Genomic DNA, 15,301 nt, shown 5'->3' on the forward strand with positions numbered 1-15,301 from the left:
TTTTGAATAGATGAAAAACCGATGAAATGTAAAGGGGTGAGTAAATGACTGTTACTGTAAGGGAGGCACTTAGATCAAAAGCGTTTAATGGCTGCAGTCTGATTGCCGGGGAAGCGGGTCTGGACCGGCCCATCTCCTGTGTCGACGAGATGGAAGTGCCGAACATCCTGCCCTGGCTGAAAAAGGATGAATTATTGATTACGACCGGATATGCGGTCAAAGACGACGAAGGTGCCCTGTTGGGAATTATTCAGGGGCTGTATGATGCCGGCTCATCGGGGATTGCCCTGAAGACAAGATTTATTGGCAATATCCCGCCCAGTATCACAGAATTGGCAGACAGACTGGAAATTCCGATTATCGTAATTCCGCCGGAACTCCCTTTTATAGATATCATCCATCCTTTGATGAAACAGATCGTGGATGAACAGAATATGAAGCTTGAATTTACGGAACAGATGAATGAGCGTTTTCTGAATCTGCAGATCGAAGGCGGAAGCTTTGATTCTATATGCAGTATGCTTGGCAGCCTGATCCAGTGTGATGTCCTGATTACATACCGGAATTTTGAAGTAATCAGTTCTTATCAGGCGTCACAGGGGAGCATGTCCGGGTGGATCGAGGATAACGGGACAGGCGGTGTATTCCTGAAGGACTTTCTGAAAGACCCCCAATTTTGCCAGGGCGGCCGTCTGGTCCGTCTGGAGGATGGCGGTGAGATGATGGCCTGTATGATTAATGTAAAAGGCAAATGCCGGGGATATATGTATGTAATGGGAAGGTCAGGACAGTTGACAGAGATGATGCAGATCGCGGTCAGGCAGGCTTCCGTTTATGCCGCTTTGGAATTCTCTGGAAAGGGACTTGCAGAGGAAAGAGAGTTTCATCAGGACACAGGCTTCTTTCTGGACCTGATCAATGAGAACACTTTATCGGAGGATGAGGCACAAAAGAGGGCCAGGGGCCACGGGTGGGCGGTGCTCCCGTGCCGTATGACAATATCTGATATCGATGATTTTGAGAGCTTTGCAGAGGGGAAAAGTGAGCAGGAGATCCAGAATATTAAGGATGATATCTTAGAGGAATACAAGTCTGTAATTAAGAAAAAGTTTCACGTATTCTTTGTTACGAATCTCAGTGACCGTTTCTACTGTCTGTTTCCGCAGAGTGCAGATAAGTTTCAGATTACCGACCTGATCGGTGAAATATGCATAAGGCTGAAAAAGAAGTTTATGCTCACCATGACAACCGGAGCCTCAAACATGATAGAACAATTCAGCCGTTTTGCCGAAGCACATGAGGAAGGAAAAACAGCGGTCGAGATCGGAAAAAAAGAACGGTCAGGTCGGTCTGTTTTCTTCATAGATGATCTGGCGCTTGAATCTGTATTTTTAGAGATGGGCAGACAGGAGTATTTCCGGAATTTCAGCAGCAGCCTGTTAAAACCATTGGAGGAGTACGACAGAGGCCATGAGAGCAGGCTCATGGAAACACTTGAGATGCTGACAGAAAAGGCCGGTGCACGCAAGGAAACGGCAGATGCACTGTTTCTCCACAGGAATACACTGCTTTACCGCCTCAGCCAGATTGAAGAGATTACCGGATTTAATTTGAATGATCATGAGGTGATATTGAAGCTTACGATAGCTTTTAAAATTAGAAGGTTTGTTTTTTAAGGTGCAGTATGCCCAACCCTGGAAGAGATATTTGTGCAGGACGAATGATGCATGAAGACGTCCTGTATGTTATATTTTATTTGTAAACTAAGCGTGATAAAGAGCAAAGAAGCTGTACTGATTTTGGGGTGCAGCTTTTTCTGAACAGGCAGGTCTTTATCAGGAGTGAGAAAGGAGAGGGCATAATGGGAAATGAGAAGGAGAAGACAAATGTACTGAATGATTATGCAACATCGTCTGTACCGGAGGAAAGGACTTATAATTGGTTGTCTATGGGGCTGATCTGGGCAGGAGTAGGCATCAACCTGGGAATGATTGTAATTGGTGGTGCACTTGGAAACGGGCTGAGCTTTAAACAGGCGGTTGCCGCTGCATTTATTGGAGGAATTGTACTTGCGATTGTTACGGGGGTCTGCGGTGTGATAGGGGCACACACCCATCTTTCTACAGCAATGATCAGTTCATTTACTTTTGGAAAAGCGGCTATTGTGATTATTGCATTAATTCAGGCATTTGGCTCCTACGGCTGGTTTGGTGTTCAACTGGGGCTGTTTGGTGAGACGGTTAGCACAACGGTAAAGATGGCAACTGGGGTTTTGCTTCCTACCTTCTTATGTGTTATTGTAGGAGGCATTTTGATGATTCTGACTTCTACATTCGGGTATAAGAGTCTGGATTTGCTAAGTAAGATTGCAGTTCCGCTTCTGATTATCCTTCTGGTGGCATCCGTTATAAAGGTGATGCAGGGATATTCAATGGGAGAAATTGTAGAGTTTCAGGCAGCAGGGCAGGCGATTACCGTAGGTTATGGGATATCCAGCGCAATCGCTTCATTTATTGTAGGGGCAGTTGTAGCACCCGATGTGTCCAGATATGCGAAGTCAGCGAAAGATACAATACTTGCGGCAATCTTTGCCTTCGCTATTGTTGTTCCGGTTATGCTTGTTGTAGGCTGCCTTATGGCACAGGTGACAGGAACTTCTGATATTATTGAAATTATGCTGAGGCTGGGCTGGGGATTTGCTGCTCTTCTGGTATTAATGCTGGCACAGTGGACTTCCAACGATAATAATCTTTACTGCGCGGCTCTGGGATTTGCCGTTGTATTCAAGAAACTGAAAAAATATCAGATCACCATAATCTCAGGTGTAATTGGAATTCTGCTCGCATTGACGGGAATTGCACAGAATATAACAGGTTTTCTGAATTACCTTGGAGTATTAATTCCACCGATGGGCGGTGTACTTGCATCTGACTATTACTTCTTCCATAAGGCCAGATACAAGGAGGAATTGGCAGGGGAAGTGAAAAACATCGAAACACCGGCATGTGTGGCATGGGTAGTAGGATCTGCTATATCATTTATTACCACGTATACTGCCGTCCGGCTGACAACCGTGCCGAGTATTGATGGTATGCTGGCAGCATTCCTCGTCCATTTTATCTGGACTAAATTGATAGAGAAGAACAAATAGTTTATAGAAAACAGTTGAAGTGAGGTAGAAGAATATGGGCAGAAAAGTAACCGTTGGGTTAGTGCAGATGGACTGTGTTTTAATGGATAAAGAAAAAAATATAGCAAGGATGCTGGAATTTTTAAAAGAGGCTTCTGAGAAGCATACGGATATAATCTGTTTCCCCGAGATGTGCACAACAGGCTACAGCCCTGACCTGATTCAGGGGAAATATCTGGAGCTTGCAGAGGAGCCGGATGGCGAAACATTTCAGATATTAAGTAAGAGGGCGAAAGAATACGGTATGTATATTGCCGCCCCAATTGTCTTAAAAAGCACCATGCCGGGAGTACTGTATAATGGACTTATTATGGTAGGGAAAGATGGTAGCCTGATGGGAACCTATAATAAGACACATCTCTGGGCGGGAGAGCGCTTTTGGTTCAGGTCAGGCAGTGAATATCCGGTCTTCCAGACCGAGTTTGGAAAAGTCGGAATGATGATCTGTTACGATGGAGGATTTCCGGAAGTCTCCAGAATACTGACATTAAAAGGTGCCGAGCTCATCTTATGTCCTAGTGCCTTTCCGATATGGGACAAAGACATGTGGGATATCTACTTTGCTTCCCGGTCACTGGAAAATGGTTGTTTTGTTGCAGGAATTAACCGGGTGGGCACTGAAGGCAAGTGTGAGATGTTTGGGAATAATAAAATCTACAATCCCAGAGGGAAGCTGCTGGCTGAGGCACCTGTAAATGAGGAGGCACTGCTGACCTGTACGGTAGACCTCGATGAAGTGGCATACTATCGGGAAAACGAAGTCGTATATCTGAGAGACCGCCGCCCTGAAACATATGAAATTATTTCGGAATTGTATTAGAGGAAAAATCCCCGCCCTGCATGGCAAAAGCAGCGGCGGGGATTTTTTGATGTATTATTATAACCATGTGCTATTCTATAAAAAATAGCCCGTTATCCAGTACTGGACTCAGGGCTTGTGGTGGGAAAGGAACTAATTTTGTTGGCGAGGAGATTAGTTCCAATCTCATAAAAATATTCTATCATATAATTATCTGAATAAGTGCAACAATATATCGCATATTTTATGTATATTTCCGTAAGCAACGGAGCAGCCCGCTAATCCTGCAAACGTGTCAGCCACGCAGAAAAACAAAAAAGCTGTAATCACAAGGATTACAGCAATTATGCGGAAGAAGAGACTTGAACTCTCACAGGATAAACTCCCACTAGAACCTGAATCTAGCGCGTCTGCCATTCCGCCACTTCCGCTCGACAAATGATATAATAGCATATAATCACCTCATTTGTAAACCCCTTTTTTACAAATTTTTTAATTTTTTTATGCGATTTATTAAAGGTACATTTTACTCTCATTCTAAATCTTCCAAAACCGTTATTGCGGACGCAACAGCGTGGTGTTCGTTATCCCTCACAACGAAATCCGCTGACCGGATAATTTTGTCCAGTGCATTTCCGACTGCAAATCCGATATCTGCGTTTTGAATCATCTCATAATCGTTATTATGATCACCAATACAGCATAGAATCTTATCATCCAGCTGAAATATCTTTTTATAAGCAATAACTGCGCTGCCCTTGGATGCACCCGCATTCATTAATTCTCTGGAATATGCACCGGTTGTCAGACAACGGACTCCAGGCGGTACGGATTTGTTTAAAAAGGCATCTAACTCCTGTTGGTTTACAGTATCGGATGTCATTTCTATTTTCAGCCACTTTCCGGAGATTTCTTGTATATTTGACACTTTTATATATGGCAGGTGCTCTCTCTCCATAAATTGAAGGTAAGCAGGTGTAGGATGCAGGCTGTAAATTCCACACTCTGTCATGATCTGCACTCCTAATGCGGGAAACGCGGTCATGATTTGGTGCAGATATTGTTTTGAAGCGCAAGGGAGTTCCATTTTCCATATTATTTTACTGGTTTGGTAATCATAGATACAACTGCCGTTATAAAGGATTACCGGATGGACGATGTTCAGTACATCAACATATGGTTTAAATCCCGTGATAGAACGGCCTGTTGCGATTGTAAACAGGCCGCCCTTTTCCTGAAAGCGCAGAATTGCATTTCTGTTAATTGGGGATATATTCTTCTGATTATCAAATAAGGTTTCATCCATATCAGATATGAAAATTATATTTGAAAATTCCATGTGTTTATGTCTCCTATGCAGCTAAAATACCAAATCCTGCGCACACGATTGAAATTGCAATAATTCCCAGTAAAATATAGGTTGATTTTACATTTTTGCCAAGCAGCCAATAGATAAAGGCTGTGACGCACACAGGAAGCAGACAGGGGAGAATTGAGTCCAGAATTCCCTGTAGTTCTGTTACTCCATCCCCTGATCCGAAGGTGATCGGGACTTTCATGGTAACCATTGTTGCGATCATGGAACCGATGGTCATAAGACCGACAATCCCGGTCATATTCGTTACCTTGTCCATGAGTCCGGATTTCTGCAGTTTTTCAAGAAGACCGGTACCTAACTGGTATCCCTTCATCATACCGATGTAGCGGACCGCAAATGCCGGGATATTGTAAAGCAGAAGGAACAAAAGTGCCCCGAACGGATTGCCGTTCATAAGCAGGGAACAGCCTATGCCTGCTGCGATAATACGGAGTGTTCCGAGGAAGATAGAATCGCCGATTCCTGAAAGCGGCCCCATAAGGCTGGCTTTTACATTGCTGATGGAGGATGTGTCAAAGTTTGGGTCTTTCGCCCGTCTTTCTTCCATAGCAGTTACAATCCCCAGCACAAGTGTTGAGAAATAGACCGTGATATTAAAAAACTCAGTATGCCGTTCCAACGCTTCCTTACGTTCTTCCTTAGTCTTGTATAACTTTTCAATAATAGGGGTCATCGCATATGCAAACCCTAAATGGTCCTGTCTTACATAATTCCATGAAATTTCGAATGGAAGTGATTTCCAGAATACATTTCTTAAATCTTTTTTTGTGATGACAGATACTTCCTCTGTCTGCGTTTCATTAAAAGTCGTCATCTTCTTCCTCCATTTCTGCCGGGCCTTCTGCGGCGGCTTTCTGAATGCCGAAGTCACCGAATGCCATGATCATAACAATGCTTACCGCCATAATTGCCACGCCAAGGACTGGCAGGCCCACGTATGCCGTCAGTACAAATCCGATTGCGAGAAAGGCGGCAATTTTTTTGTTGAGTATCATCCGCAGCAGGATGGCAAATCCAAGTGCGGGGAGGATTCCGGCGGAGATAGTAAGCCCGTTCTGTACGAATTGCGGTATGGCATCCAACACGTTTTGCATCACGCCACTTCCGGCATAATATGCAATGGCCACCAGAACAGCCATCGGGAGGTACATGCCAAAGATGCCGCCGAACCAGTGCATTCTGGCAACTCCCTTTATATCGCCTTCAGCCGCGTATTTATCTGCCCGGTTGGCAAAGAGTGGCACAACTACGATGAACAAAAAGTTACGGAGTAACATGACTAACATGGCAATTGGCAGTCCAAGCGCAACAGCCATGCCTGCGTCCCTGCCTCCGGAAATGGCGAATGCCGTCCCTAAAATTGCTCCTGAAACAACTTCCGGCGGAAGCGCGGCGCCTACACCAACAGCGCCCATCATCGCCAGTTCGATTGTTGCGCCAATGACGCACCCTGCCTGTAAATCTCCCATTGCAAGCCCTACCAGCGGGCCGAGGACTAAAGGTCTTGTCTGCAAAGACTTCCCTGTGAAATAATCACTATATCCGAAACATGCAATGAGGAAAATTAATAGAACTTTTATCATTTCAATTCCACCCTCTATTCTTGGTTTTCGTATTTTTATAATGCACGCACTGCGTCAATCTTCTTATCGTTTGGAACCTGCCGGATCTCGACCTCAATTCCAGCATCTGCCATTTTATGTATGAGCGTTTCCTCTTCAGGTAAAACATTTACAGATTTGGAAATATTTTTCGTACCCTCCCGGGTTTTTACCAGACCAAGATTCACCTTATCCACTGCTTTGACGGCAAGTGCCAATTTTGCGGCATCTTCAATGGACTCTACCACAATAAACAATTTGTATTTGTCTGTAACTCCGCTGTTTAAAGCGGTAATTGAATCTTCAATATTCTTGATTACCAGCTTCGTTCCTGCGGGTTTTGCCAGTTTCATCGTTGTTTTTCTGAGATTATCATCTACGACGGCATCATTTGCAATTAAAATACAGTCTGCACCGAGTCCTGATGTCCAGGATACTGCTGTTTGTCCATGTAATAATCTGCAGTCCACTCTTGTCATTAATACCATGATTCATCCTCCTGAATTAAAATTCTTCGTCTTCTGGTTCTTTGGTCTTTTGTAGCAGCGTGTTGCAAAAAACAATGGTTTCTTTTGCTTCTTCCACACATTCCGTAATTAAAGCTTCTGTTGCGGTGTCTTCATCTTTTCTTGCAGCCAGGCTCATAAGCAGCGCCAGATTTAATCCTGCAACGAGATATACGTTCTTATCGGTGCCTCCTAAGACGGACATGAATTCGTTATTGACGCTTCCGCCCAATACATCTGTTACGACTATAAGCTCGTCATGGCAGGACAAGGCGTCAATGTGATTCTTGATTTCCTGTTTGATGTCAAAGCCATCCTGGGTGTATGCACATAACACTTTGACGTTGTCCTGGTGCCCCATAATGAGTTCTAGTGAACTAAGGATTCCTTTGGCTAAATAGGCATGGGATGCAAATAAAAATTTTCTCATAACAGTATCCTCCGATATTCTCAGTGCTTAATATTCTACCTTCCACATATATCTTCTTGTATTATAATCGTTTTTAGTTGCGTATGACAACTGTCTCATATATACGTTGTTTAAAACGGGCGAGAATAAAATATGGTTAAAGTATTCACTGACACTATCCTTAATCCTGTTGATTCCCAGTTCTTTGGCATCCAGAATATAAACCTTATCGCCGCCGTATGTATTCAGGAACTTCACGGCACGTTCATCGGCCGGCCGGCATCTTCCTTCAGAGACAAGCAGGAATACAGAAGTATTTTTGTCCAATACTTCAAACGGTCCGTGGAAGAATTCACAGGTGTTGATTGTTGGGGAATCTATCTGGAGCATTTCCTCAATATTGCAGATGGAGAAAATGTATGCGGAGCCCCATGCAGGACCGCTGCCCATGACATAAATGGTCTTTTCATTTTTGTTTTGTTCTGCCCATTTTCTGGCAAGCGGCTCTGCATATTCAACAGCTTTTCTGTAAATATCATCTACAATGTCAAAGGCTGCCATTGCGTCTTCATAACCGGCATATCCTTCTGTCAGTTCTACAAGGTTCATGGCGATGTTAACGCCGATACTGGAATTTACTCTTTCGGTCCTGCTTTCATCTATCGCGATGCTTTCATATTGAATGTTATAATCACATGTATCGGTCAGGTCAGATTCCTGAACATATAAGCCGATAGTTGCAGCGCCCAGCTCCTTTGCTATTTTTGCTGCTACACATGTCTCCTTTGTCCCTCTCATAGAACAGATAACCGCTAGCGTATTCTCTCCTGCAAAAGCAGGTGCTGCATAAACAAATTCATTGCTTGTAAAGGACTGGGAGCGTAATGTTTTAGATTCACGGTCCATAAAATACTGTGCAGGGAAAAAACCTCCATTAGACCCCCCTGCTGCGATCCATACAACATTCTTAATTCCGCCAGCTGCTTCTTTTTCCTTTAATACTTTTTCGATGACCTGTCTTACTTCCTGTTTGATTTCCATAATTTAATTGTACTCCTTTGTTTTTATTATTAGCTACTTGTAGGGAGATGTCTGCATACAAGTGATTAACATGGCTATATATTAGCACGGAATATGCAGCGTGTAAAGACTGGTTTTGTAATTTTGTGAATACATCACAATACAAGCACGGGCAAATTATGCATATTATACACTTGTATTATAACTTGTATTTAAAAGTTACTAAATACATTAACATACATCTTGCTTTTTAACGACCATTTGTTATAATAGTACATGTAAAACATATGTAACTGTTTCAGGGCCTGCCTTTCAACAGTTACCAATCATGAATCAAGGAGGGACAAATGCATGGAGACACTAGATAATGGCACAAGTATTCCTTTATATGACCAGCTTGCAGAGAGGATCCGTAATGATATATATGAAGGGAAGTTTAACCGGGGAGAGAAGATCCCTTCTGAACTTGAACTCAGCGATATGTACAGTATAAGCAGAAGTACGGTGCGGAAAGCACTTTCTGTTCTGGTTTCCGAAAAGCTCCTTGTCAAGGCGCACGGAAAGGGAACCTTTGTTGCATCACCGAAGATGAACCAGCATTCGTCCACATTCCTGAGTTTCACGGATAATGTAAAATCTATGGGGAAGACACTGACAACCAAGACAATATCAAGGACCCATATAGAACCCACCCGAAGCCAGATGGCATTCTTTGGACTGAAGGCCGGTGAGATGGTACTGGAAATTAAGCGTCTCAGGATTGTAGATAAGATTGCGATCTGTGTTGAAACAACATGGTTTTCGTCCCAATATGATTCCTTAATGGGAGCAAACCTGAATGGGTCATTATATGCCGTTCTGAAATCAGAGTATAATATCAAGCCTCTGGCCGGCAGCAAAACCATTGAACTATGTTATGCATCAGAGGAGGAGTCAAAACTTCTGGATGTACCGAGAGGGTCCTCGCTTATGCTCGTGGAAGATCTGGTTTATGATAATAATGAAAATCCGCTGCATATAACCAAACAGGTCGTTCGGGGGGATAAGTTTAAATATGCACTAAAATAAAAAAACTGTCCGTTAGGATATAGGAACAGGGGGTGTGTTGAGCATGCACAATGTTCCTATATCCTTTTTTCTGCACAAAATTTCTTGACATTTACAATTATTATGATATACTTTGGTAATCAAAGTATTTTAAATTAAAAATATTTGGAAATGAAATTAAACACGGAGAACGATTATGATAGGAAAGATATGTGGAACAGGTTCATACGTGCCGGCTCATTTTCTGGACAATAATGATTTGGCCAAGATTGTAGATACAAACGACGAATGGATCCGTGAACGGACTGGCGTCGTAAGAAGACATATTATAGTAGACGAGACAACCGTATCCATGTCCGTAGAAGCATCGAAGCGGGCTTTGGAAAACAGCGGCATTGATCCGGAGGAACTGGATTTGATACTGGTTTCTACATTTACATCAGAAGTTCTGCTGCCTAGCACGGCCTGCGAGGTGCAGAAAGAACTGGGGGCGGTAAATGCGACCGGTTTTGACCTGAATGCAGCCTGCACCGGTTTTTTATTTGCCTATAATACAGCCCAGGCATACATAGCCTCAGGCGTTTACAGGACCGTATTGATCATCGGGGCGGAGAGCCTGTCTAATACCGTAAACTGGGAGGACCGCGGGACCTGCATCTTATTCGGTGACGGCGCGGGGGCGGCGGTTTTGAAAGCGGAAGAAGGCGAAGCTGTCCGGCCGGTAACGCATTCGGACGGGAGCATGGGAGATGCCCTGACCTGTATGAGCAGGCACAGAAAAAACCGGCCCATAGAAGGGGAAGATCTGGATTCTTATATGAAGATGAACGGCCAGGCGGTTTTTAAATTCGCAGTCAGGTGTGTGCCGGAGGTAATCCGGGAGACGCTCGAAGGGACTGGTATCGCGGTGGATGACATCGATTATTTTGTACTGCACCAGGCAAACAAAAGGATTGTAGAATCAGTCGCAAAGAGGCTGAAGGAAGACATCAGCAAGTTTCCTATGAACATGGATGAGTATGGAAATACATCCTCCGCCAGCATTCCGATTCTTCTGGATGAAATGAACCGGAAGGGGATGCTCAAAAGAGGTGATAAGCTGGTGATGTCCGGTTTCGGGGCAGGCCTGTCATGGGGCGCGGCTTATCTTGAATGGTAGTTTTGGTAATACCCGGCATGGACCGGATTACACATATAAATAAAAAGAAAAATGGAAGTAAGAAAGGAATTTAAAATCATGTTAGAAAGAGTAAAAGAAATCGTAGCAGAATCATTAGGGGCAGAAATCAGCACACTTACAGAGGAGACTTCCTTCAAAGATGATCTGGCAGCAGATTCTCTGGACTTATTCGAAGTAGTCATGGCTTTCGAGGAAGAATTCGACGTAGAGATCCCGTCTGAAGACTTAGAGCAGATCGCAACAATCGGCGATGTGATCAAGTATCTGGAAGCTCATAAATAAGAAATTTTATAAAGTAGTTCATAAATTAAGAAAGGTTGTTAGTATGAAGACAAAAGTAACCGAAATATTAGAAATCGAATATCCGATCATACAGGGTGGAATGGCATGGGTTGCTGAATATCATCTTGCAGCCGCCGTATCAGAAGCTGGCGGGCTTGGGCTGATTGGTGCGGCGAGCGCGCCTGCTGACTGGGTACGGGAACAGATCAGGGAAGCGAAAAAGCTTACCCAAAAGCCATTTGGCGTAAATATTATGCTGATGAGTCCTTATGCGGATGAGGTGGCAAATGTAATTGTGGAGGAAGGCGTTAAGGTTGTGACAACGGGTGCCGGATCTCCTGAAAAATATATGAAGATGTGGAAGGAAGCAGGAGTAAAGGTAATTCCTGTCGTTGCATCTGTAGCACTTGCAAAGCGTATGGAACGCTGCGGTGCAGATGCCCTTGTTGCAGAGGGGACAGAGGCAGGCGGACACATTGGTGAAAATACAACGATGGTATTAGTGCCACAGGTTGTAGATGCGGTGAGCATCCCGGTTATCGCGGCAGGCGGTATTGCGGACGGCAGAGGAATCGCAGCAGCATTTATGCTGGGCGCACAGGCCGTACAGATGGGAACTCATTTTGTGGTTACGAATGAATCTATTGTTCATGACAATTATAAGAAATGCATTCTGAAAGCGAGAGACATTGATTCCAGAGTGACAGGGCGCACGACAGGGCATCCGGTCCGCGCACTGCGCAACCAGATGACGAAACTGTACTTACAGAAGGAGCAGGAAGGGGCATCTTTTGAGGAACTGGAGCTTTTGACACTGGGCGGTTTAAGGAAGGCTGTTGTGGATGGCGACGTGGTAAATGGGAGCGTGATGTCAGGCCAGATTGCCGGTATGGTTAAGGAAGAGATGTCCTGCCAGGAGCTGATCCAGAAGCTTGTAAAAGAGACAGATGACCTGATTGGAGGAAAGGGTTTTTATGAGTAAGACTGCATTTATATTTCCCGGACAGGGCGCACAGAAAGCCGGGATGGGAAAAGATTTTTATGAACATAGTGAAACGGCGGCAGAGATTTTTGACATGGCATCTGAGCTGCTTAATATAGATATGAAAGAATTATGTTTCGAAGAAAATGATCTGCTGGACCAGACAGAATATACACAGGCGGCATTAGTTACTACGTGTCTTGCAATGGCGGCAGTACTAGAAGAAAGAGGGCTGAAACCGGATGTATCAGCGGGATTAAGTCTGGGAGAGTACTGTGCGATTGCAGCAGCAGGCGGGATGAGCGCCGCGGATGCGGTTACTACAGTCAGAAAGCGCGGGATCCTCATGCAGAATGCAGTGCCGGGAGGCGAAGGCTCAATGGCTGCTGTTCTGGGACTTGGTGCAGATGTGATTGAGAAGGTGTTAAGCGGCATTGAAGGAGCAGGGATTGCAAATTATAACTGTCCGGGACAGATCGTAATTACAGGATTAAAGGACAGTGTGGAAAAGGCGGCTGAGGCTTTGAAAGAAGCCGGGGCCAAGAGGGTGCTTCCGCTGAATGTGAGCGGGCCGTTCCACTCACCATTCCTTTCAGAGGCGGGAAGAGAGCTCGGAAAGGTGCTTGAGGGTGTTGAACTGAAGTCTCTGAATATCCCTTATGTGACGAATGTTACGGCAGAGTATGTAAAGGATATTGGCAGTACGAAAAAACTGCTGGAAAAACAAGTGGCGTCTTCTGTACGCTGGCAGCAGAGTGTCGAAAACATGATTGCCGATGGTGTGGATACATTTGTGGAAGTCGGGCCCGGTAAGACACTTGCAGGGTTCATGAGAAAGATTGATAAGTCGGTAAAAGTATACAATGTAGGCACATGGGAAGATGTAGACAAGGTGGTTAGCGAATTATGTTAGAAGGAAAAACAGCGATTGTTACAGGCGCATCGAGAGGCATCGGAAGAGCGGTCGCCCTCAAGCTGGCAGAAGAAGGCGCGGCTGTCGTGATTAATTATAATGGTTCTGCCGACAGAGCAGAGGAAGTTAAGAATGAGATTGAAAAAAACGGCGGAAAAGCGGAAGTGATGCAGTGTAATGTATCCGATTTCCAGGCCTGTGAGAATTTTATAAAAGAAGTGACTGCAAAGTTTGGAAGAATTGACATTCTGGTTAACAATGCAGGAATCACAAGGGACGGTCTTTTGATGAGGATGTCAGAGGATGATTTTGATGCGGTAATCGATACGAATCTGAAGGGGACTTTCAACTGCATCCGTTTTGCCTCCAGACAGATGATGAAGCAGAGAAGCGGCCGCATTATTAATCTTTCATCCGTATCCGGTGTTTTGGGAAATGCAGGGCAGGCAAACTACTGTGCATCTAAAGCAGGAGTGATCGGACTGACAAAATCGGCGGCAAGGGAACTGGCATCCAGAGGGATTACGGTAAATGCCATTGCACCGGGATTTATTCACACGGAGATGACACAGGTACTGCCGGAGAAGGTAAAAGAAGCCTCCATCGCGCAGATACCGCTTAGAGCGTTCGGGGAACCGGAAGACATCGCCGAGGCGGCGGCATTTCTGGCATCAGAAAAAGCAAGATACATTACAGGACAGGTCTTGTGTGTAGACGGCGGAATGGCAATGTAAAAGGAGATTAGTATGAAAAGAAGAGTTGTAGTGACCGGACTGGGGGCAGTGACTCCGATCGGTAATACGGTAGAAGAATTCTGGAGCGGGATTCGTGAAGGAAAAGTCGGAATCGGACCAATTACAAAATTTGATGCATCTGAATATAAAGTGCAAATCGCTGCAGAGGTGAAAGATTTTGTGGCAAAAGAGCGAATGGATTTTAAGGCGGCAAAACGTATGGAGCCTTTTTCCCAGTATGCGGTTGCTGCGGCAAAGGAAGCATTTGAAGATTCTGGTATAGACATTTCGAAGGAAGACGCATACCGCGCAGGCGTAATTGTCGGCTCCGGTATCGGAAGCCTCCAGGTTGTAGAACAGAATTATACAAAGATTGTGGAAAAAGGACCGAGCAGGGTCAATCCGCTGATGGTGCCGCTGATGATTTCCAACATGGCGGCAGGGAATGTTTCGATTCAGTTAGGTTTAAAAGGGAAATGTACAAATGTTGTGACTGCGTGTGCTTCCGGAACAAACTGTATCGGTGATGCGTTCCGTGCAATCCAGTATGATGATGCGGATATCATGGTTGCCGGCGGTACGGAAAGCTGTATCTGTCCGACAGGCGTGGCCGGATTTTCAGGACTGACCGCACTTTCCACTTCCACGGACCCGATGCGGGCATCCATTCCGTTTGACAAAGACAGAAATGGGTTTGTGCTCGGAGAGGGAGCCGGTATCGTTGTTCTTGAGGAACTTGAGCATGCAAAGAAGAGAGGGGCAAAGATCTACGCCGAGCTGGCAGGCTACGGTTCTACAGGAGATGCATACCACATCACATCCCCACAGGAAGACGGGGAAGGAGCCGGTATGGCGATGAAGATTGCGATGAAGGAAGCAGGCGTTGCTCCAGAGCAGATCGACTATATCAATGCACACGGAACGAGCACACATCATAACGATTTGTTTGAGACGAGGGCGATCAAATATGCGCTCGGGGATGCGGCGAAAGATGTTGCGGTCAACTCCACAAAATCTATGATCGGGCATCTGCTCGGTGCAGCAGGCGGTGTCGAGTTTATCGTTTGCGTGAAGAGTATTCAGGACGGTTTCATTCACAAGACGGCAGGAAGCATCGAGGCAGAAGAAGATTGTGATCTGAATTACACATTCGGCTCCCCGATTGAAAAGGATGTTAATTATGTACTGACCAATTCACTTGGATTCGGCGGCCATAATGCAACCCTGCTCGTAAAGAAGTATCAATAACAGGTAATAACG

General features: G+C 44.9%; 16 protein-coding genes and 1 tRNA gene. 10 read left to right on the plus strand and 7 right to left on the minus strand.

Features of this window, described 5'->3' with window-relative positions:
• The first annotated feature begins 44 nt into the window (after positions 1–44).
• The 3 genes from ABIN22_RS15720 (at position 45) to ABIN22_RS15730 (ending at position 4,010) form a co-directional block, all read left to right on the plus strand.
• The gene (locus ABIN22_RS15720; protein ID WP_346909835.1) at positions 45–1,676 is read left to right on the plus strand and encodes a PucR family transcriptional regulator; all 1,632 of its coding nucleotides are present in this window, start codon (positions 45–47) and stop codon (positions 1,674–1,676) included.
• 185 nt (positions 1,677–1,861) lie between these two features.
• Positions 1,862–3,151, plus strand: coding sequence for a cytosine permease (locus ABIN22_RS15725; protein ID WP_109732218.1), 1,290 nt, complete (start codon positions 1,862–1,864; stop codon positions 3,149–3,151).
• A gap of 34 nt (positions 3,152–3,185) precedes the next feature.
• Complete coding sequence (locus tag ABIN22_RS15730; protein ID WP_109732219.1) at positions 3,186–4,010, plus strand: nitrilase-related carbon-nitrogen hydrolase; 825 nt, start codon at positions 3,186–3,188, stop codon at positions 4,008–4,010.
• 326 nt (positions 4,011–4,336) lie between these two features.
• Here ABIN22_RS15730 and ABIN22_RS15735 read toward each other — a convergent pair.
• The 7 genes from ABIN22_RS15735 to ABIN22_RS15765 form a co-directional block, all read right to left on the minus strand.
• Positions 4,337–4,420, minus strand: a tRNA-Leu gene (locus ABIN22_RS15735).
• 101 nt (positions 4,421–4,521) lie between these two features.
• On the minus strand, positions 4,522–5,328 hold the full coding sequence (locus ABIN22_RS15740; protein WP_346909838.1) for an HAD family hydrolase: 807 nt from the start codon (positions 5,326–5,328) through the stop codon (positions 4,522–4,524).
• 13 nt (positions 5,329–5,341) lie between these two features.
• A complete protein-coding gene (locus ABIN22_RS15745; RefSeq protein ID WP_346909840.1) occupies positions 5,342–6,181 on the minus strand; it encodes a PTS system mannose/fructose/sorbose family transporter subunit IID in 840 nt (279 codons plus the stop codon).
• The gene (locus tag ABIN22_RS15750) at positions 6,168–6,950 is read right to left on the minus strand and encodes a PTS mannose/fructose/sorbose/N-acetylgalactosamine transporter subunit IIC (protein ID WP_346909842.1); all 783 of its coding nucleotides are present in this window, start codon (positions 6,948–6,950) and stop codon (positions 6,168–6,170) included. The genes ABIN22_RS15745 and ABIN22_RS15750 overlap by 14 nt, the downstream gene beginning before the upstream one ends.
• Positions 6,951–6,985: 35 nt before the next feature.
• Positions 6,986–7,456: a PTS sugar transporter subunit IIB gene (locus ABIN22_RS15755; protein WP_346909844.1), complete on the minus strand. Its 471-nt coding sequence runs from the start codon at positions 7,454–7,456 to the stop codon at positions 6,986–6,988.
• A gap of 16 nt (positions 7,457–7,472) precedes the next feature.
• Positions 7,473–7,904, minus strand: coding sequence for a PTS sugar transporter subunit IIA (locus ABIN22_RS15760; RefSeq protein WP_346909846.1), 432 nt, complete (start codon positions 7,902–7,904; stop codon positions 7,473–7,475).
• Between the two features lie 27 nt (positions 7,905–7,931).
• Entirely contained in the window at positions 7,932–8,924 is a 993-nt protein-coding gene (locus tag ABIN22_RS15765) for a phosphoheptose isomerase family protein (RefSeq protein ID WP_346909848.1), read from the minus strand.
• A 330-nt stretch (positions 8,925–9,254) separates the two neighbouring features.
• Between ABIN22_RS15765 and ABIN22_RS15770 the strand changes: the two genes are divergently transcribed.
• The 7 genes from ABIN22_RS15770 (at position 9,255) to fabF (ending at position 15,289) form a co-directional block, all read left to right on the plus strand.
• Positions 9,255–9,971: a GntR family transcriptional regulator gene (locus tag ABIN22_RS15770; protein ID WP_346909850.1), complete on the plus strand. Its 717-nt coding sequence runs from the start codon at positions 9,255–9,257 to the stop codon at positions 9,969–9,971.
• A 175-nt stretch (positions 9,972–10,146) separates the two neighbouring features.
• On the plus strand, positions 10,147–11,109 hold the full coding sequence (locus ABIN22_RS15775; protein ID WP_346909852.1) for a beta-ketoacyl-ACP synthase III: 963 nt from the start codon (positions 10,147–10,149) through the stop codon (positions 11,107–11,109).
• 78 nt (positions 11,110–11,187) lie between these two features.
• Positions 11,188–11,412: an acyl carrier protein gene (locus tag ABIN22_RS15780; protein ID WP_109732221.1), complete on the plus strand. Its 225-nt coding sequence runs from the start codon at positions 11,188–11,190 to the stop codon at positions 11,410–11,412.
• Positions 11,405–12,394 (plus strand): enoyl-[acyl-carrier-protein] reductase FabK, encoded by a 990-nt coding sequence (gene fabK / locus ABIN22_RS15785; RefSeq protein WP_278321118.1) that lies wholly within the window; start codon positions 11,405–11,407, stop codon positions 12,392–12,394. The genes ABIN22_RS15780 and fabK overlap by 8 nt, the downstream gene beginning before the upstream one ends.
• Positions 12,387–13,307 (plus strand): ACP S-malonyltransferase, encoded by a 921-nt coding sequence (fabD, locus tag ABIN22_RS15790; protein ID WP_346909854.1) that lies wholly within the window; start codon positions 12,387–12,389, stop codon positions 13,305–13,307. The genes fabK and fabD overlap by 8 nt, the downstream gene beginning before the upstream one ends.
• A complete protein-coding gene (gene fabG / locus ABIN22_RS15795; RefSeq protein WP_346909856.1) occupies positions 13,301–14,041 on the plus strand; it encodes a 3-oxoacyl-[acyl-carrier-protein] reductase in 741 nt (246 codons plus the stop codon). Before fabD ends, fabG begins: the two co-directional genes overlap by 7 nt.
• A 12-nt stretch (positions 14,042–14,053) precedes the next feature.
• Positions 14,054–15,289, plus strand: coding sequence for a beta-ketoacyl-ACP synthase II (gene fabF, locus ABIN22_RS15800; protein WP_118620217.1), 1,236 nt, complete (start codon positions 14,054–14,056; stop codon positions 15,287–15,289).
• Positions 15,290–15,301 lie beyond the last annotated feature (12 nt).

This window comes from Faecalicatena orotica (assembly GCF_905197545.1).
Taxonomy (GTDB): Bacteria; Bacillota; Clostridia; order Lachnospirales; family Lachnospiraceae; genus Faecalicatena_A; species Faecalicatena_A orotica.